We start from the raw sequence: 19,987 nt of genomic DNA, 5'->3' as shown, positions 1-19,987 counted from the left end.
TTTTTGCAACTTGATTTTTGAGTTTATAAAACTTTCGGATTTTACTGTTTTTGAACAAAAATAATCCTAATTTTGGTATTCAATTATTCAAAATCAAAACCTCCGGTATTTTAAAATCTTATGAGTATTCAAGAAACAATTCAGACTTTACGAAACGAACTTAATCAGCACAATTACAATTATTACGTGTTAGACAACGCTACAATTTCTGATTATGATTTTGATATTAAGTTAAAGGAACTTCAGGATTTAGAAAATAAACATCCTGAGTTTTTTGATGAAAATTCCCCAACTCAAAGAGTAGGAGGTGCCGTGACCAAGAATTTTAAAACAATTGCACACCAGTACAGGATGTATTCTTTGGATAACTCCTATTCTAAAGAAGATTTACTGGATTGGGAAGCCAGAATTCAGAAAGTTTTAGGAAATGTAGATCTGCAATATACCTGCGAATTAAAATACGATGGAGCTTCGATCAGTATTACTTATGAAAACGGAAAACTGGTTCAGGCTTTAACAAGAGGAGACGGTTTTCAGGGAGATGAGGTAACCAACAACATCAAAACCATAAAATCGATTCCTTTACAATTAAAAGGGAACTACCCGGATAAATTTGATATTAGAGGAGAAATAATTCTGCCTTTTGCCGGTTTCGAAAAAATGAATCAGGATTTAATTGAAATAGGTGAAACACCGTATTCAAATCCAAGAAATACAGCTTCAGGAAGTTTGAAATTACAGGATAGTGCTGAGGTCGCTAAACGTCCGTTAGAATGTTTGTTGTATTTCGTTACAGGAAACAATCTCCCGTTTACTTCCCAGTTTGAAGGATTGGAATCAGCCAGAAATTGGGGATTCAAAGTGCCTAACGAAGCAAAACTGGTGCAAAATATGCAGGAAGTTTTCGACTTCATTGATTATTGGGACGTACACCGTCATAATTTACCTTACGAAACCGATGGTGTAGTCGTAAAAGTAAACAGCATTCAGCATCAGGAAGAATTAGGATACACTGCAAAATCTCCACGTTGGGCCATAGCTTATAAATTCAAATCAGAACAGGTTTCGACCACACTTCAGTCTATTTCATATCAGGTAGGCCGTACGGGAGCAATAACTCCTGTAGCCAATTTAGAGCCGGTACAGCTGGCTGGAACCATTGTAAAAAGAGCCTCTTTGCACAATGCAGATCAGATTGAAAAATTGGATATCAGAATCAATGACACCGTTTTTGTAGAAAAAGGAGGAGAGATCATTCCAAAAATAATTGCCGTCGACCTGTCCAAACGCCCAGAAGATTCAGAAGTTACTGCATACATCACACATTGTCCGGAATGTCAAACCGAATTGATTCGAAATGAAGGAGAAGCCAATCACTATTGCCCTAACTTTTATGGGTGCCCACCGCAGATTATTGGAAGGGTTCAACATTACATTTCAAGAAAAGCAATGGATATTGAAGGGCTTGGTGGCGAAACAGTTGCTTTGCTTTTTAACAATGGATTGGTGCACAATTATGCCGATTTGTATGAATTAAAAGTAGAAGATATTTTACCTTTAGAGAGAATGGCGCAAAAATCTGCCGAGAATCTGGTAAAAGGAGTAGAGAAATCAAAAGAAATCCCATTTGAAAGCGTTCTTTTTGCCTTAGGAATTCGTTTTGTAGGTGAAACGGTAGCCAAAAAACTGGCGAAACATTACAAAAATATTGATGCATTACGTCAGGCCACACTGATGGATTTGATTTTGGTAGATGAAATTGGAGAAAGAATTGCCAAAAGTGTAATTGAGTTTTTTGAGAATAAAGAGAATCAGGAAATTATAGACCGTCTCAAAAGTTACGGCATTCAGTTTGAAATTGTAGAGAAGATAAACCCGAATGCCACTGAAAAATTTATCGGAAAAACATTTGTAGTTTCAGGAGTTTTTACTCAATTCTCCAGAGACGAATTGAAGAAAACTATTGAAGACAATGGAGGTAAGGTAGGAAGCTCTATTTCGGCAAAAACAGATTTTGTTGTCGCAGGAGATAATATGGGACCGGCAAAATTAGAAAAAGCCAGTAAATTAAATATCCCTATTCTGTCTGAAGAAGATTTTATAAACAAACTAAATGAAAGCGAATAAACCGTCGTTGATTTTATTTTTTTTAGCATTATTGTGCACGGCCATTTTTGACTGGACCGAGCTGTTTTTATTTGCGACTTATGCCAAAGCCATTGTAATTCCTTCGATTTTTATTTACTTTTTGATTAGCACCGAATTCAATATCGGTAAAATCGAAGGGGTTATCTTTTTATTCAGCTTTATCGGTCAGGTATTTAATCTAATGGATATCGAAAGTTCTGAACTAGGGGGAGTCTTGTGCTTTCTGGTCGTTTACCTTTTAATTATCCGACTTTATCTGGGAGGGCATGAAAAAATAAAACTGGAAAAAAAAGATTTTCTTCCAGTTTCTATAGTAGTTATTTTTATCGTATATCTTTTAGTATCAGCACTAGGAATGCAATTTGATAATATGAAACGATTTAGTTTGATCTATATGATCTACGGAATTGTCTTAAGTGTGTTAAGTTGTTTGTCCTTCATTAGTTATATTACAAAAGGAACCTACTTAGCGTTACTCATGTCATTAATGGCAATTTCCTATATCTTTTCAGATATATTCTATATTTTCAATGAATACTTTTCCTATTCCGTAGTCCTGGTATTGATCCGGGATGTCACTCAAATTTTAGCGTACTTTTTTATGGTCGAGTATTTCCTGGAAAAAACGAAAACCAAAAAAAAGAAAAACGCTAAATAATAATTGATTTCCCTTCGTTTGTGTGAGCTTTGTTCTTATCGAAGTAAAAGTCTATTCTTCCTAAATTGATTCCGTAGCAGCCTACCTGATTCACCAAAACATCCTGATTGGCTTTGTTTTTTACAACAGTTGGCTTGTCTAAGAAAGTATGTGTATGACCTCCGATAATCAAATCAATATCCTGAGTTTGAGCAGCTAGTTTTAAATCACAAATTTTAGATTCATCGTCTTTGTATTTGTATCCAAGGTGTGACAGGCAAACAACCAAATCACATTTTTCTTCTTTCTTTAGCAATTGCGTCATGTCCTGTGCAATTTCTACAGGATTGTTGTAGATTGTTTCTTTGTACATTTGTTTGTCAACTAAGCCGGCAAGCTCGATTCCTAAACCAAAGACACCTACTTTAATTCCGTTTTTATTGAAAATTTTATACGGTTTTACAAGACCGTTCATCACCGTATTTTTAAAATCGTAGTTCGAGCAGATAAAATCAAAACTAGCGTGAGGCATTTGTGCGTGTAATCCGTCAAGACCATTGTCGAAATCGTGGTTTCCAATAGTCGATGCGTCGTACTTCATCATACTCATCAGTTTAAATTCCAATTCCCCTCCATAATAATTAAAGTATGGAGTTCCCTGAAAAATATCACCGGCATCCAGTAAAAGTACATTTGGATTTTCTTTACGAATCGTTTCTATAAGTGCGGCTCTGCGTGAGACACCACCTTTGTTTGGATTACGAGGATCATCAGCCGGAAATGGATCAATATGGCTGTGAACATCGTTAGTATGTAGAATGGTTAAGTGTTTGATATCGTTATTTTCAAAACTGCTCAACGACAAACCTAGACTTAATAAGGCAGTACTTGCAGCTGTTTTTTCGATAAATTCTCTTCTTTTCATTTTGTATGTTTTTGCGAAATGGGATTTTTATTCTTCTGTAATTCGGATGTCTTTTGCTACCGGAATCGTATCAACTTCTTTAAAGTAATCAATTAATACATCTCTCAGTTTGTAGTTCAGATCATATTTTTGAACACTTTTTGCGAAAAAAGACATACTGTCTCCGCCATTTGCCAAGTAATCATTTGTTGCTACATAGTAAATTTTATTAAGATCAAGTGGTTTTCCCTGAATCATAATATTCTTTGCAGTCTTGTCTTTTGCAATAGTAAAAGTCATACCCGATAAAGGCTGTGCTTTTTGTGCTTTAATAATATAGGAAGTCATTTCTAAAATCTGATCTCCTTTTAAAGCCATAACCACCATACTGTTTTCAAAAGGCATGATTTCAAATGCTGTTCTGTTGGTTACATTTCCTTTAGGTAATATAGCTCGTATACCACCATGATTTAGTAAGCACAAGTCAATTTTTTTCTTCTCGCGTGCCTCAAAAACCAGGTTTCCTCTTTTAACACAAACATCAGCCATAAGGTTACCAATGCTGGTTTGCCATTTCCCTGTACTTTTATCAAGAGTTTCAGGGCAATAAGCCAGAACATTATCTAAATCCTTATTAATATGATCACGATAAGGTTTAATAAAGTTCTCAATAGCAGGCGTTTCAGTTCCTTTTTCAGTTATCGGAAGTTGCTTTCCTTCAATTTTTGTTAGATTATAATTTTTCTGGCTACAGGAAAATATAAAAAAAAGTGTTAAGAATATAACAAAAAGTTTCAAAACTCCGTTATACTTTTTTAGTTTTACCATCTTAAATGCGACTTAAATAATTAATTTTGTAATCTGGTAAAAGTACTATGTTTTTAAATTATATAAAGGAATTTTTTGTAAAAAAATCATTAAAAAATAACTTGAATAATGTCAAAAACGAAGTATTTACAAGTAATGTGCAAACAATTGGTTTACTGATTGATGAAAGTAGATTTGATCATTCAGAAGACCTGATAAAGGAATTGGTCTCGAAAGGAATTACTCCTGAGAATATCAAAATTGCAGTGTACAGAAGTAAATTTAGCGAGAAACAAACGTATTCAAGACCAACTTTTGGACGAAAAAGCGTCAATTGGAAGGGGGAAATTACAGAAGGTTTCTTAAATGAATTTATAAAAACAGAATTTGATCTTTTGATTAGTTATTATGACATTGAAACGGCCATTTTGATGCTGATAACTGCCAAGTCAAAAGCGAAGTTTAAAGTAGGATTCGCATCAGTAGATGAAAAATTAAATCGATGGATGATTGATACTGCTATAAAGAATTACAAACTTTTCGTGCACGAATTGTTTAGATATTTAAAGAGTATAAAATAAAATTATAAAGTAGAATATGCAATCATTAATAGGAACTGGTGTTGCGCTTGTAACCCCATTTAAAAAAGACTTTTCAGTAGATATCGAAGCTTTACAGCGCATCGTTAATTTTTCGATAGACGGTGGTGTTGAGTATCTTGTAGTTATGGGAACAACGGCAGAAAATGCTACTCTGACACAAGCCGAAAAAGAACTGGTGATTAAAACGGTTATAGATACTAATAAAGGAAGACTGCCATTGGTACTTGGCGTTGGTGGAAATAATACCATGCAAATTGTAGAGGAATTAAAAACAGGAGATTTTTCTGCTTTTGAAGCCATACTCTCTGTTTCTCCTTATTATAACAAGCCAACACAAGAAGGAATCTATCAGCACTTTAAAGCTATTGCAGAAGCTTCCCCAATTCCTGTGATTTTATATAACGTTCCGGGAAGAACATCCAGTAACATGTTGCCGTCAACAGTAATTCGTTTGGCGAATGACTTTAGCAACGTGGTAGCGATTAAAGAAGCTGCCGGAGATATGGCTCAGGCTTTACAATTGATTAAAAATGCACCGGAAGGTTTTCTGATTATTTCAGGAGATGATATGATTGCTTTACCAATTGTTTTGGCAGGTGGAGCAGGGGTAATTTCGGTTATCGGACAAGGTTTTCCAAAAGAATTTACAGAAATGATTCGTTTAGGACTCAATAAAAAGGTAACTGAAGCGTTTAAAACACAGTATCTTTTATCTGATTGTATTGATATGATTTTTGAGCAGGGAAATCCTGCCGGAATCAAACAAGTTTTTCAAGCCCTTGGTATTGCTGAGAATACAGTACGTTTGCCATTGGTGGCTGTTGATGATTCATTAGCAGGCAGATTGAATGAATTTGTGAAAAATAGTATAAAATAAGCATGAGATTGTCGGTATTCTATATATACCAAAAAATATTTTGTAGTAGCTAAATTAATAACTAAATTTGCCACCGAAACTTCGGTGTGATTTTGCTTTGGCATAATTGTCTAAGAAATCATAATAAAAGTAAGAAAATGAAAAAAATAGTATCTCTGTTAATTATTGTTGTCCTTTTTTGTTCTTGTAGCGAATACCAAAAGGCATTAAAGAACGATGATGTTGCTGCAAAATTCGAAGTTGCAACGAAAATGTATGATGCAGGTAAATATTCAAAAGCCATACGTCTTTTTGAACAATTAGCATCTTCTTACAGAGGGAAACCTCAGGCAGAGAAATTATTTTACATGTTCTCACAATCGTATTACAAAACAAAACAGTATTATTTAGCAGGTTACCAGTTTGAGAGTTTCGTTTCAGGTTATCCTAGAAGTGAAAAAGTTCAGGAAGCTGCTTTTTTAGGAGCATACAGTTATTCTAAATTAGCGCCTGTTTATAGCTTAGATCAGACAGATACTGTAAAAGCCTTAGAGAAATTACAAACTTTTATCGAAAGTTATCCAAATTCTGAGTATATCGCTCAGGCAAACGAAGCTGTAAAAGTTTTAAATGGTAAACTGGAGAAAAAAGCATACGAAAACGCGAAAGGATACAATACAATTTCTGATTACAAATCAGCATTAATCGCTTTTGATAATTTTATTGCTGATTTTCCGGGAACACCGTTAAAAGAAGATGCATTGTTTTATAAATATGATTCAGCATATAAATTAGCCATAAACAGTATTCCTTCAAAAATGGAAGAGCGTTTAAATGTGGCTAAAGTAGCTTATGGAAACTTGATTAAGTTTAATGGAGCTACGAAGTATAAAAAAGAGGCAGATGAAATGAATGCCAGAGTGGAAACAGATTTACAAAAATTTACTAAATAAAATAAAGTCATGGATTTAAAAAAGACGAATGCTCCTGTAAATACAATAACTTACAATAAAACAGTTATTGAAGAGCCAACAGGAAATGTGTATGAAGCAATTACCATTATGGCTAAAAGAGCAAATCAAATTAACTCTGAAATTAAAAAAGAATTGACAGAGAAATTGGAAGAGTTTGCTACTTATAATGACAGTCTTGAAGAAGTTTTTGAAAATAAAGAACAAATCGAAGTTTCTAAATTTTACGAAAAATTACCAAAACCTCACGCTTTAGCAGTTCAGGAGTGGTTAGACGGTAAAACATACCACAGAGGTTCAAACAAATAATATAGTATAATGTCAGTTTTAAACGGGAAGAAAATTTTACTAGGGGTTTCTGGTGGAATTGCAGCCTATAAAACAGCCTCATTAGTACGACTCTTTATAAAAGCAGGTGCACATGTCCAAGTGATAATGACACCTGCTTCTAAGGATTTTGTAACTCCACTTACCTTATCTACACTATCAAAAAATCCGGTACATTCCAGTTTCTTTAATCAGGATGATGAAGATGCTGTCTGGAACAATCATGTTGATTTGGCTCTTTGGGCCGATTTGATGCTGATTGCGCCTGCAACATCCAATACCTTGTCTAAAATGACAACAGGGAACAGTGATAATCTTTTAGTAGCTACTTATTTATCAGCCAAATGTCCGGTTTATTTTGCGCCGGCAATGGATTTGGATATGTACAAACATCCTTCAGTTTTGTCTAGTTTTACGGCTTTAAAAAGTTTCGGAAACATTATGATTCCGGCTGAAAGCGGTGAGTTAGCCAGCGGTCTGTCCGGAGAAGGACGAATGGCTGAACCCGAAAATATTATAGCCTTTCTGGAAGCCGATTTAGAAAGTAAATTGCCTTTAAAAGGGAAAAAAATACTAATTACTGCCGGTCCAACATACGAAGCAATCGATCCTGTGCGTTTTATAGGAAATCATTCTTCGGGAAAAATGGGTTTTGATCTGGCAAATGAAGCAGCAAACTTAGGTGCTCAGGTTATTTTGATTGCAGGACCAACACATTATAAAGCTAAAAATGGTTTAGTGGAAGTGATCAATGTAGTTTCGGCACAAGATATGTATGATGCCTGTCATGCTTATTTTAATAATGTTGATGTGGCAATCGCTGCGGCTGCAGTAGCCGATTACAGACCAAAAGTAGTCGCTTTACAAAAGATTAAGAAAGCGGCAGATGAATTTTCGATTGAACTTGAAAAAACAAAAGATATTCTGGCTTCATTAGGAGCGATAAAGAAAAATCAGTTTTTAATTGGATTTGCATTGGAAACCGAGAATGAAATTGAAAATGCGAAGCTGAAAATTCAGAAAAAAAACTTAGATTTGATTGTTCTAAATTCCTTACAGGATGAAGGAGCAGGTTTTAAAAAAGAAACCAATAAAGTAACCTTTATTGATCAGGATTTTAAAATCGAACCGATGGAATTAAAATCAAAAGAATCTGTTGCTGTTGATATTTTAAATAAAGTGGTTTTGCATTTTGCGAAATCATAAAGATTTAGAGTAAACAAAGCAATGACAAGGATAGTAAGTCTGTTGTATGCTGTAATCAAAATAATATCTTTCGTATGAATAAATTAGTTACTTTTTTAGCATTTTTAATTTTTGGCTTCGCACAAGCACAGCAGCTAAATTGCACTGTAACTATTAATACAGAAAGATTACCCAATCCCAATCAGCAAGTATTTAAAACACTTCAGACTTCGTTGTCGGAGTTTGTAAATAAAACAGATTGGACGGGAATAGCCTTAAAACAAAATGAGCGAATCAATTGCTCGATGTACATTACGCTGTCGTCAAACAGTTCCGATCAGTTTTCGGGCACTATTCAGGTGCAATCCTCACGATTGATTTATAATTCTACTTATTCTTCCCCAATATTAAATTACAACGACAAAGATTTTAACTTCAGGTATATTGAATACGAGCCTTTGTTGTTTAATCCGACCACGTTTGAGTCTAATTTAGTATCTGTGGTTTCTTTTTACAGTTATTTAATTTTAGCGATGGACGCAGATAGCTTTCAAATGGGAGCAGGAAGTCAATATCTTGAAACCGCTCAGAATATTGCAAGTGTAGCACAACAAGGAGGATCAAAAGGCTGGAGCCAGTCAGACGGAGTTCAAAACCGTTATTATTTGATTACCGATATGATTTCGCCAATGTACAGCGATTTACGTCAAACCATGTTCATGTACCATAATGGCTTGGATGGCATGAGTCAGGATTTGAAAGCCTCAAAAGAAAAAATCAAATCAGCCTTGATGCTTACCGGAAAATTGAATTCGGTAAAACCCAATGCTTTTTTGACCAGAGTGTTTTTCGATGCCAAATCAGACGAAATTGTCTCCATATTTTCTGGAGGACCAAGTATTCCGATTACAGATCTGACCGATGTCTTAAATAAAGTATCTCCGTTGAATACTACCAAATGGTCACAGATTAAATTCTAAGTCCATTTTAGTTACTCTCTTTATTAATTTTTATATTTCCCAAATTTCCTATGATAACGTCCTTGTCGATTAAAAACTATGCGCTTATTGAAAAATTAACTATAGATTTTTCAAAAGGTTTTTCTATTATTACTGGTGAAACAGGTGCGGGTAAATCTATTATATTAGGAGCGATAGGATTGGTTTTAGGAAAAAGAGCCGATTTAACTTCACTAAAAAATAAAGAAGAAAAATGTGTTATCGAAGCACAGTTTGAAATTTCTAAATACAACCTGAAAGATTTTTTTACAGCAAATGATCTCGATTATGAAGACGAGACTATTATTAGAAGAGAAATTTTGCCTTCAGGAAAATCGCGAGCTTTTATTAATGATAGTCCGGTAAATCTGCAGGAATTGCAGGATCTGAGCTTGTTTTTGATTGATATTCATTCACAACAGCAGACTCAGGAGTTGTCAGACGAGGGAGTTCAGTTTAAAATTATTGACGCTATTGCTAATAATGGAGAAGTGATTCAATCGTATCAGGATGTTTTGAAAGGATATAAATCAGATAAGTCCAAACTAAATGCTTTGCTGAAAAAACAAAGTGATTCAGGAAAAGAGCAGGAATACAATACCTATTTGTTAAATGAATTGGTTACTGCAAAATTAAAATCAGGAGAGCAGGAAGAATTGGAGGCTGATTTTGAAAAACTGAACAATGTTGAAATTATTAAAGAAGCTATGGATAAATCATTGGCAATTGCCAATGAAGAGCAATTTGGTGTTTTCCACAGTCTGAATGAAATAAAAACGGCACTACAGAAAATTGCACTTTTTTCTCCGGAGTACCAAAATGTTTTTGAAAGGATTACCAGTTTGGCCATTGAATTTGATGATGTTTCAAAAGAATTGCAAAACGCCTCTGAAAAACTTTTAAATGATCCCGCACAGTTAGAATTGGTGAGTCAAAAATTACAGCTAATTTATAATTTGCAAAAAAAGCATCAGGTAACGTCTGTTGATGAATTACTTGGAATACAGGCGACATTAGAAAACTCATTGGTAGAATTGGATAATATTGGAGAAGAAATTACTGCTTTGTCAGAATCTATAGCGCAAAAAGTTACAGACTTAGATGCTTTTGCGGCAGCTATTCATCAGAATAGAATCAATGCAATTCCGGTTTTGTCACAAAAGTTAGTGTCAATATTAGAGACATTGGGAATGCCAAATGTGCGTTTCAATATGGAGCTTTTGTCTTCTGAGACTTATTTCCAAAACGGAAAAGATGAATTACAGTTTTTATTCTCGGCAAATAAAGGAACTGATTTCGGCTTGCTGAAAAAAGTAGCTTCAGGAGGGGAAATGTCACGTATTATGCTGGCAGTCAAAGCGATTTTAGCGCAATATTCAAAACTTCCAACCTTAATCTTTGATGAGATTGATACCGGGGTTTCAGGAGAAATTGCAATTAGAATGGGAGAAATTATGAAAGAAATGAGTGGTACAATGCAAATTTTTGCCATCACCCATTTGCCTCAAATTGCAGCCAAAGGAGATTCGCACTTTAAAGTCTCTAAATCAACGGTTGATGAGGATACACAGTCAGAACTTAAGCTATTGTCTCAGGAAGAAAGAGTTACCGAAATTGCGCAGATGTTATCAGGTGCAAAAATCTCTGATTCGGCATTAAATCATGCAAAAGAATTATTAAATTAAATATTTAAATTATATTTGCTTCTATAACTATTAGACCAAAATCAGAATAAAATATGATTAAAAAACTATATGTTTTGTCTTTTATTTGCTTGTTTATTAGTAAAATAAATGCTCAGGATACTGCTGTAAAAGAAGGTACAGAAGTAGCTGGTAAAGAAGTTAAATCTTATTTAGTAAAAGACTTTCCTGAAGGCGTTTATAAAACATATGAAGATTTCATTGCAAAAACGGGAATTTTCATGGGTGATGCGTTAGAAAGACGCACTATTGTGGGGTATAAATCAATTGAAAAAAATGTAGATGCTTATCATGTTTTCTTTTGCTGGAAAAGAAACAATATAAAAATTACAGATTATTTTGCTATTGTTTACAATGGTAACCTGTATATTCAGCAAAGATATTTAATGAAATTTGCATCAAAAGAAGATGGAAATATGTCTGCTGATAATCCAAATTCGTATCACAGAGTTTTAAATGACGGAAAGTTTTTATATCTCGAAGGGCCTTTTGCAAATATGTGGTCTAAGGCTTTTGCATATAATGCCGGAGCAGTAGGCGGAGCAATTTTAGCTAATTTGAATACGTTAAAAGGAATTGTTTTTAATGTTGATAAGAAAGAATTTAACTTCATAAGAGAGTGCGAAAATTTAAATGCGCTAATTGAAGAGTATAATGGAGTTAAAATTGAATGTAAAGATAAAAAAGTTGACATTTTAACGGTTAGGGAAAATGTTGATAAAATTATTAAATAGTAAGTATTTGTCTATTTTGTTGAAATAGAATATGTTGTTTAGATCAAATTAAATTGAAATAAAAAAAGTATGATTATAGAACCTAGAATGAGAGGATTTATTTGCTTGACAGCCCACCCAAAAGGCAGCGAGCAAAATGTTAAAAATCAAATAGAATATATCAAATCAAAAGGACCAATTGCTGGTGCAAAAAAAGTCTTAGTTATTGGTGCTTCAACAGGTTTCGGATTGGCTTCAAGAATTACAAGTGCTTTTGGATCTGATGCTGCAACAATTGGAGTATTTTTTGAAAAGCCACCGGTTGAAGGAAAAACAGCTTCACCAGGATGGTATAATTCTGCTGCATTTGAAACAGAAGCTCACAAAGCAGGTTTATATGCTAAAAGTATCAACGGAGATGCTTTTTCAAACGAAATAAAAAGACAAACTTTAGATTTAATCAAAGCTGACTTAGGTCAGGTTGATTTGGTAATCTACAGTTTAGCTTCTCCGGTGCGTCAGCACCCGGTTACAGGAGTTTTACACCGTTCGGTTTTAAAACCAATCGGACAAACTTTTACCAATAAAACAGTTGATTTTCATACTGGAAACGTTTCAGAAGTTTCTATTGCTCCGGCAAATGAAGAAGATATTGCCAATACAGTTGCTGTAATGGGAGGTGAGGACTGGACAATGTGGATGGATGCCCTAAAAGCAGAGAATTTATTAGCTGAAGGCGCTACAACAGTGGCCTATTCTTATATTGGACCATCATTAACAGAAGCAGTTTACCGTAAAGGTACAATTGGTCGTGCTAAAGATGATTTAGAAGCTACAGCATTCTCTATTACAGATAATCTTAAATCTCTTGGTGGAAAAGCTTACGTTTCTGTAAACAAAGCTTTGGTAACACAGGCAAGTTCTGCAATTCCGGTTATTCCATTGTATATTTCTCTTTTGTACAAAACAATGAAAGAGGAGGGAATTCACGAAGGTTGTATCGAGCAAATCCAACGTTTGTTTCAGGACAGATTGTACAACGGAGGAGAAGTTCCTGTAGATGAAAAAGGAAGAATCAGAATTGACGATTGGGAAATGCGTGAAGATGTGCAGGCTAAAGTGGCTAAACTTTGGTTAGAAGCTACAACCGAAACATTACCTGAAATTGGAGATTTAGCCGGATATAGAAATGACTTCCTGAATCTATTTGGATTTGAATTTGCAGGTGTAGATTATGCTGCCGAAGCGAATGAAGTTGTAGAAATTGAAAGTATCAAATAAAAAAGAAAAAAATACTACTAGATATGAAAACCATTCGTTGCGACGAATGGTTTTTTTATGAATATAACATATCTTTGTTAAAATTTTGAAATTTAAAATATTGCCACTTTAATACCGCGTGATCGCTATGATTTTTTCTTTAATTATACCCGTGTATAATCGTCCGGATGAAGTAGATGAACTTTTAGAAAGTTTGTCTAAATCCGATTATAATGAAGCCTTTGAAATTGTTCTTGTCGAAGACGGATCATCAATACCTTGTAAAGATGTCGTGATGAACTATCAGGGGAAATTGAATATATCGTACTATTTTAAAGAAAATTCAGGGCCGGGAGATTCCAGAAACTTTGGAATGCAGAAGGCCAGAGGGGATTATTTTATCATTTTTGATTCTGATTGTATCATTCCTTCTAACTACCTGACCGAGGTTCGAAAAGCGCTTAATGCGGGTTATGTGGATTGTTTTGGAGGGCCGGATAAGGCATTAGATAGTTTTTCGGATATTCAGAAAGCCATTAACTTTGCAATGACTTCATTTTTGACTACAGGAGGAATTCGTGGAGGCTCTGAAAAAATCAATAAATTTCAGCCCAGAAGTTTTAACATGGGGATTTCAAAGAAAGCTTTTATAGCTTCAAAAGGGTTTGGAAACATTCACCCGGGAGAAGATCCTGATCTTTCTATTCGTTTATGGAACCTGGGATTTGAAACCAGATTGTTCCCGGAAGCGTATGTATATCATAAGCGAAGAATTGACTGGGAAAAGTTTTCAATTCAGGTGAATAAATTTGGAATCGCCAGACCAATATTAAACAGCTGGTATCCGGAACATAATAAACTAACATTCTTTTTTCCTACCGTTTTTATCGTAGGATTATTATTAGCTTTTTTACTGTTAATTTTCAATATTGATATCCTATTACAATTATATTTTGTATATTTCGTGGTAATTTTTCTGACAGCCGCTATTCAGAATAAAAGCATTAAAATTGGATATTTATCTGTAATTGCAGTATGGAAGCAATTTTATGGTTACGGGACAGGATTTCTAAAATCGTTCCTGAAAGTTATTATTTTAAAGAAAAAACCCCAGGAGGCTTTTCCTAAAATGTTTTTTAAAATATAGGTATGGCTAAAATTATTGGCCTGACAGGCGGAATAGGAAGCGGAAAAACCACTATCGCAAACTACTTTGCAGAAATGGGGGTGCCCTTATATATCGCCGATGATGAAGCCAAAAAAGTAATGCAGTCTGAAAAGATTGTGAAACAAATTAAACTTGCTTTTGGAGACTCGCTCTTTGAAAATGATGTTTTAAACAGAGCTAAATTAGCCGAGATTGTTTTTAATGACGCCGATAAACTGGCAACATTAAATGCAATTGTACATCCGGCAGTTAAAGAAGACTTCGAGCTTTGGTTGTTGAAAAACAAAAAATACCACTATGTAATTTACGAAGCTGCAATTTTGTTTGAAAGCGGCCGTTATAAAGATTGTGATGTTATAGTAACCGTTACAGCTCCCGAAGAGATGAGAATTGAAAGAGTTGTTAAGCGTGATAAAACCACACGAGAGCAAGTTTTAAGTCGAATGAAAATGCAGTGGGATGATGAAAAACGAATTTCTTTAAGCAATTTTGTTATTAATAACAGTAATCTTAAAATTGCTAGAGAAGAAGTTGTTAAAATTCTTAAAATTTTAAATATAAAACAAAATCAGTCTTAAATGTTAATATTTGGTTAATGTATTATTTAGTATATTGTTAAAATATTAATTTTGTTTCGATGAATAAATTATTTTTTAGATTACTTGTTTTATTGATGAGCTTGTCCTTAATAGGGATAATTTTGGTGCAGGTATACTGGTTTAATTCTTCGTTCAAAAATAACGATGAGCAGTTTAAATATCATGTTACTCAGGTAATTGGAAATGTTGCTGATAAATTGGAGCAGCAGGAAGAATACAGTTTTTACGATAAATACAACCGCATTAAAGACAGTACCGGTAAAACACCTAAAAAAGAAGACTTACTTCAGGTTTTTTACATTCAAAGAAACGCAAAAACAAACAAAACAATAGTTTATTCTAATACGCTTACATCTGAAGATTATGATATTAGCGGCTCGATTTTTAATAAAAAATTTAGCAGCGAAAGATTTAAAAACTTTAGTTCAAAAAGAGTTACAGAAGTATACAACAATAACAATAATATTGACAATAATGCTTTAGGACAAAGTATTATACCTGATTTAAAAATCGAAAAATCTGGAAGTCTAGATATTTTAAATAAAGTTCAACAGCAAATTCAGTACAAAGACGTTGCTTCTTTGACGCCTATAGAAGGTAGAATTACAAAGGATAAACTTCAAAAACTCTTAAAGAAAGAACTGGAAGAATATGGTGTAAAAACCAAATTTGAATACGGAGTTCTCAACAATGGTCTTGCGACGAAAGTAAGATCGGATGGATTTCATTACGATAAAGACGCAAGTTACCACGTGCCAATTTATACAGATAATGAAGGAAATAGTAAATATGAATTGTTTATTACATTTCCGCATAAAAAGAAATTCTTATTGTCAGAATTATTAAGTATTACGATACTGTCAATAATTTTTACATTAATTATTATAGTTGCTTATACCAGTGCACTAAATCAATTGTTACGTCAAAAACATATTTCTGAAATCAAGACCGATTTTATAAATAACATGACGCACGAGTTTAAAACGCCGATAGCGACAATTAATCTGGCATTAGATGCTATTAAAAATCCTAAGATAATTGAAGATAAAGAAAAAGTGTATCGTTATCTTCAAATGATCCGGGATGAAAATAAAAGAATGCATGCTCAGGTAGAAAACGTGCTTCGTATTTCTAAACTGGAAAAGAGAGAACTGGATATTACAAAAGAACCAACTGCTATTCATGATATCATTGATGATGCAATTGAACATGTAAATTTAATTTTAGAAGACAGAGGAGGAAGTGTAGCCAAACATTTTAATGCAGCGAGAACAACCTGTCTGATAAACGAAGTGCATTTTACAAATGTGTTGGTTAATATTTTGGAGAATGCCATAAAATATTCTCCGGGTACGCCTGAAATAGAAATTTTTACAGAAAATGTCAAAGACATGATTCTGATAAAAGTAAAAGATAACGGTCTTGGTATGAGTAAGGTAGCTCAAAAACGAGTTTTTGAGAAATTTTACAGAGAACATACAGGAGATTTACATAATGTAAAAGGACACGGGCTAGGTCTGGCTTATGTGAAAAGAATAGTAGAGGACCATAACGGTCAAGTATATGTTGAAAGCGAGAAAGGAAAAGGTAGCACCTTTATAATAAAAATACCATTAATAAATTAAAATATGGAAAATAATAACAAAAGAATACTTTTAGTAGAAGATGACCTTAATTTTGGGGCAGTTCTTAAAGATTATCTAATGTTAAATGACTTTGAAGTTACTTTAGCTAAAAACGGTATGGAAGGTTTCGAAAAATTCAAGAAAGATGTATATGATTTATGTATTCTTGATGTGATGATGCCTTATAAAGATGGTTATACTTTAGCCAAGGAGATTAGAGAAAAGAACAGCGAAGTGCCAATTATCTTCTTAACAGCTAAGTCTATGAAAGAAGATGTATTAAAAGGATACAAAGCTGGTGCTGATGATTATTTGAATAAGCCTTTTGATTCTGAGGTTTTATTGATGAAAATAAAAGCAATTATTCAAAGAAAATCTGCTGATACAAAAGCAGAGCAGGTACAGTTCGAATTCAATATTGGTAAATTCCATTTAAATTCAAAACTAAGATTCCTGACTTTTCAGGACGAAGAGCCAATTAAATTGTCTCCAAAAGAGAACGAATTGCTTAAAATGTTGATTCTTCATGAAAATGATTTAATGCCAAGAGAATTAGCTTTAACTAAAATCTGGAGAGACGATAACTATTTTACATCCAGAAGTATGGACGTTTACATTGCTAAACTTAGAAAATACTTAAAAGCTGACGAAGATGTTGAAATTCTAAACATTCACGGTGAAGGTTTCAGACTTGTTGTTAAAAGCAAAGTTACAGAATAACAAAAAACATAACCAAACAAAAAAATATTAGAGTCCTGAGAAATCAGGACTTTTTTTATGCAGAATTTTAACCGCGAGGCACGCAACGATTTTCGCAAAGTTCGCAAAGAGTTCACCTCAAAGCTTCGCGAACTTTGCGTTTTTTCCTTTGCATTCTTTGCGGTTAAGTAAAAAAATATCAAGAAAAATATTCTTAAAATACGATTTCTATCTTTTTGATTTTGAGTTCTGTAGTCTTTTTTTTGGCTTTAAGAATAATATGAATAAATTTTTTGTACTGATTTTTCTTAAAATAAATTTGGAAAATCGAAAAAGTATTCTGAATATTTGCAGACGAAAAAAATAATAACCCTTTAAAAACGAAGAAAAAATGTTTGTATTTACATCGACATCTCAGAGCTTCACATCAAACAATTTTGGTGCAGTGCTTCTTCGTGGCTTATTTCAATCTTAGAAATATATTTTTAGATATATAAAAGCCCGAAGACATTTAGTTTCGGGCTTTTTTTTATTCTAGACACTTCAAATTTTCCCGAAAAATCGATTTTATTTATCCTTCAAGGATAAAATGCTAAGCCTACTGGGCTGTTAATTTAATGCACTATAATTTTTTTATGGAAAATTATACGGTAGATGAGTATGCTTTATGTGCTCGTTTTAAAAGTAAAAGAAAGAAAAGACGATTAATTAAAGAAGATTTTGAAAAACAATTAATTGAGTTAAGAAAACTTGAAGTTGACCTTTGGAAAAAGCGTAGAAATTTACCATTGGTAGCTTTAGAAGTTCCTTATCAGAAAGGATGGCAGCGTAATTTTAAATTAAGAGATGATGTCGCCAGATCAAGTGAAGCTTCATTTTACACAGAATTATTGGAAAAAATAAATACATGGCAGTTTTCTCCTGAAAAATCTTTTAAAAGAAAGAAAAAGAGAAAAAGAAAGCATGTGTATGTAGAAAATATCCAAACTGTAAAAGAATTTTCAGAATGGGAATGGAAAAGTTCAAAACTCGAATTAACCGAAAAAGAAAAAGTACATTTTTATAAAAGAGAACGCTGGTGCAGCAATTGTAAACGATACAAAATTCACTATGTATTCAATGAGCCCTGGCGATATGTACTGCGTGTTAGTCCTTATACGATAACACATGCCAAAATGGTTGATTCTGATTTGGAAAGTCAAATTCAGTTTATAGACAATTATATTGTAAACAATCATCTGAGATATAAAATAAACAGATTAATAAATGGCTCTTCTCATAAATGGAGTTACTACGAAAAAGAGAATCCAAAAGAGATAAGTCCAATTAAAAATAAAAGTCTACAGGCATTGTATCAGCAGTATGTAGACGAAATGATCTAAATCATGGGAAATAAATTATCCGGAAAAGACCTGATTAAATTGGGGTTTCCAAAAAACAATTCAATAAATATTGCCTTAGGGCAGATAAACAGATATAGAAAAAGAGAGAAAAAAGAATCTATTCTAACCGAAGCGAAAGATGTTCTGCTGAATCCCGAAAAGTACGAAGGAAATGGTACTTGGGGCAAGGTGGCTGAAGGTTTAATAAATCCGGTGCAGGTAAGAATGCATCAGTTGAAAACAACAAGAGCTCCCTTCAAAATTTTTGGCGAAAATGAGATTGATGAACAGGCGAAATATCAATTGTATGATTCATTAAAATTGCCAATTTCAGTTGCAGGTGCTTTAATGCCGGACGCGCATTCGGGCTATGGATTGCCCATTGGAGGAGTTTTGGCAACAGATAATGCCGTAATTCCGTATGGAGTTGGAGTGGATATTGGATGTCGAATGAGTCTTTCGATTTTTGACTTGCCAGCTTCTCATTTTAAAGGCAAAGAACATCAATTAGAAACTATTTTGAAGGACAATACCAAATTTGGAATGTATGAAACTCATGCTTCAAGAGTGGATCATGATGTTTTTTACAAAAGCGAATTTCAGGATATTCCATTATTGAAAAATCTTTTACCGAAGGCGTATAAGCAGTTGGGAAGTTCCGGAGGAGGAAATCATTTTGTAGAATTCGGAATTGCTAAAATTGAAAATCCTGAAAATGAGTGGAAGCTTGAAAAAGGGGAGTATTTCGCAGTTTTATCGCATAGTGGATCTCGAGGGTTAGGAGCAAATATTGCGAAACATTATACCTATTTGGCGACAAAACAGTGTCCGTTACCAAAAAATGTGCAGCATTTAGCCTGGTTGGATTTGAATACGCATGATGGACAGGAATATTGGCTTGCTATGAATTTAGCCGGTGAATATGCAAAAGCCTGTCACGATGATATTCACAGACGAATTGCCAAAGCTATTGGGAAAAGGGTAGTGGTCACGATTGAAAACCATCACAATTTTGCCTGGAAAGAAATGGTAAACGGTCAGGAATGTATTGTACACAGGAAAGGTGCAACACCTGCCGGAGAAGGGCAATTAGGAATTATTCCCGGATCGATGACCGCTCCAGGTTATATCGTGAAGGGTAAAGGTAATGCTGAGAGTTTAAACTCTGCGTCTCACGGTGCCGGACGTTTATTTTCGAGAGCAAAGTGTAAAAGTACTTTTACGCAAAGTGAAATTAAAAAGGTACTAAAAGCGAATGAGGTTACCTTGATTGGAGGGAATATTGATGAAGCACCTATGGCATACAAGGACATTACTAAAGTGATGTCAAATCAAAGTGATTTGGTTGAAGTTCTGGGAACTTTCACTCCAAAGATTGTTAGAATGGACCGATAAAAAAACAA

19 protein-coding genes are annotated in these 19,987 nt (G+C 33.9%); 17 read left to right on the top strand and 2 right to left on the bottom strand.

Going from position 1 to position 19,987, the window contains the following annotated elements:
• Positions 1 to 120 precede the first annotated feature (120 nt).
• Together ligA and B0A80_RS16630 are read left to right on the top strand one after the other, a co-directional pair.
• Complete coding sequence (ligA, locus tag B0A80_RS16635) at positions 121 to 2,127, top strand: NAD-dependent DNA ligase LigA (protein WP_017497147.1); 2,007 nt, start codon at positions 121 to 123, stop codon at positions 2,125 to 2,127.
• Complete coding sequence (locus B0A80_RS16630) at positions 2,114 to 2,806, top strand: lysoplasmalogenase family protein (RefSeq protein ID WP_089078009.1); 693 nt, start codon at positions 2,114 to 2,116, stop codon at positions 2,804 to 2,806. Before ligA ends, B0A80_RS16630 begins: the two co-directional genes overlap by 14 nt.
• On the opposite strand, the gene B0A80_RS16625 is transcribed toward B0A80_RS16630, so the two are convergent.
• Positions 2,799 to 3,710: a bifunctional metallophosphatase/5'-nucleotidase gene (locus tag B0A80_RS16625; protein WP_089078008.1), complete on the bottom strand. Its 912-nt coding sequence runs from the start codon at positions 3,708 to 3,710 to the stop codon at positions 2,799 to 2,801. The two genes, B0A80_RS16630 and B0A80_RS16625, sit on opposite strands and share 8 nt — an antisense overlap.
• Before the next feature lie 27 nt (positions 3,711 to 3,737).
• Positions 3,738 to 4,517: a 5'-nucleotidase C-terminal domain-containing protein gene (locus tag B0A80_RS16620; RefSeq protein WP_017497144.1), complete on the bottom strand. Its 780-nt coding sequence runs from the start codon at positions 4,515 to 4,517 to the stop codon at positions 3,738 to 3,740.
• A 47-nt stretch (positions 4,518 to 4,564) separates the two neighbouring features.
• Here B0A80_RS16620 and B0A80_RS16615 point away from each other — a divergent pair, with 47 nt between their 5' ends.
• The 15 genes from B0A80_RS16615 to B0A80_RS16545 all read left to right on the top strand — a co-directional run bounded on the left by B0A80_RS16615 (position 4,565) and on the right by B0A80_RS16545 (position 19,979).
• A complete protein-coding gene (locus B0A80_RS16615; protein ID WP_017497143.1) occupies positions 4,565 to 5,077 on the top strand; it encodes a DUF6913 domain-containing protein in 513 nt (170 codons plus the stop codon).
• Between the two features lie 16 nt (positions 5,078 to 5,093).
• The gene (dapA, locus tag B0A80_RS16610; RefSeq protein WP_017497142.1) at positions 5,094 to 5,975 is read left to right on the top strand and encodes a 4-hydroxy-tetrahydrodipicolinate synthase; all 882 of its coding nucleotides are present in this window, start codon (positions 5,094 to 5,096) and stop codon (positions 5,973 to 5,975) included.
• A gap of 137 nt (positions 5,976 to 6,112) precedes the next feature.
• On the top strand, positions 6,113 to 6,907 hold the full coding sequence (locus B0A80_RS16605; RefSeq protein ID WP_017497141.1) for an outer membrane protein assembly factor BamD: 795 nt from the start codon (positions 6,113 to 6,115) through the stop codon (positions 6,905 to 6,907).
• 9 nt (positions 6,908 to 6,916) lie between these two features.
• On the top strand, positions 6,917 to 7,234 hold the full coding sequence (locus B0A80_RS16600) for a DNA-directed RNA polymerase subunit omega (RefSeq protein WP_007807938.1): 318 nt from the start codon (positions 6,917 to 6,919) through the stop codon (positions 7,232 to 7,234).
• Between the two features lie 9 nt (positions 7,235 to 7,243).
• Positions 7,244 to 8,458 (top strand): bifunctional phosphopantothenoylcysteine decarboxylase/phosphopantothenate--cysteine ligase CoaBC, encoded by a 1,215-nt coding sequence (coaBC, locus tag B0A80_RS16595; protein WP_089078007.1) that lies wholly within the window; start codon positions 7,244 to 7,246, stop codon positions 8,456 to 8,458.
• 74 nt (positions 8,459 to 8,532) lie between these two features.
• On the top strand, positions 8,533 to 9,417 hold the full coding sequence (porD, locus tag B0A80_RS16590; RefSeq protein WP_089078006.1) for a type IX secretion system protein PorD: 885 nt from the start codon (positions 8,533 to 8,535) through the stop codon (positions 9,415 to 9,417).
• A 50-nt stretch (positions 9,418 to 9,467) separates the two neighbouring features.
• Positions 9,468 to 11,120: a DNA repair protein RecN gene (gene recN / locus B0A80_RS16585; RefSeq protein ID WP_089078005.1), complete on the top strand. Its 1,653-nt coding sequence runs from the start codon at positions 9,468 to 9,470 to the stop codon at positions 11,118 to 11,120.
• A 53-nt stretch (positions 11,121 to 11,173) separates the two neighbouring features.
• On the top strand, positions 11,174 to 11,872 hold the full coding sequence (locus B0A80_RS16580; protein ID WP_070908540.1) for a hypothetical protein: 699 nt from the start codon (positions 11,174 to 11,176) through the stop codon (positions 11,870 to 11,872).
• Between the two features lie 69 nt (positions 11,873 to 11,941).
• The gene (gene fabV / locus B0A80_RS16575; RefSeq protein WP_089078004.1) at positions 11,942 to 13,132 is read left to right on the top strand and encodes an enoyl-ACP reductase FabV; all 1,191 of its coding nucleotides are present in this window, start codon (positions 11,942 to 11,944) and stop codon (positions 13,130 to 13,132) included.
• A 127-nt stretch (positions 13,133 to 13,259) separates the two neighbouring features.
• Positions 13,260 to 14,258: a glycosyltransferase gene (locus tag B0A80_RS16570; protein WP_070908538.1), complete on the top strand. Its 999-nt coding sequence runs from the start codon at positions 13,260 to 13,262 to the stop codon at positions 14,256 to 14,258.
• Positions 14,259 to 14,260: 2 nt separating this feature from the next.
• Positions 14,261 to 14,857: a dephospho-CoA kinase gene (gene coaE, locus B0A80_RS16565; RefSeq protein ID WP_089078003.1), complete on the top strand. Its 597-nt coding sequence runs from the start codon at positions 14,261 to 14,263 to the stop codon at positions 14,855 to 14,857.
• 59 nt (positions 14,858 to 14,916) lie between these two features.
• On the top strand, positions 14,917 to 16,503 hold the full coding sequence (locus tag B0A80_RS16560) for a sensor histidine kinase (protein WP_017497134.1): 1,587 nt from the start codon (positions 14,917 to 14,919) through the stop codon (positions 16,501 to 16,503).
• Between the two features lie 3 nt (positions 16,504 to 16,506).
• Entirely contained in the window at positions 16,507 to 17,223 is a 717-nt protein-coding gene (locus B0A80_RS16555) for a response regulator transcription factor (protein ID WP_017497133.1), read from the top strand.
• A gap of 614 nt (positions 17,224 to 17,837) precedes the next feature.
• Entirely contained in the window at positions 17,838 to 18,584 is a 747-nt protein-coding gene (locus B0A80_RS16550) for a hypothetical protein (RefSeq protein ID WP_089078002.1), read from the top strand.
• 3 nt (positions 18,585 to 18,587) lie between these two features.
• Entirely contained in the window at positions 18,588 to 19,979 is a 1,392-nt protein-coding gene (locus B0A80_RS16545; protein ID WP_089078001.1) for an RtcB family protein, read from the top strand.
• The last annotated feature ends 8 nt before the right edge of the window (positions 19,980 to 19,987 follow it).

The sequence above is a fragment of the Flavobacterium tructae genome, assembly GCF_002217475.1.
GTDB lineage: Bacteria > Bacteroidota > Bacteroidia > Flavobacteriales > Flavobacteriaceae > Flavobacterium > Flavobacterium tructae.
This window is presented reverse-complemented; position numbering and strand designations above follow the sequence as displayed.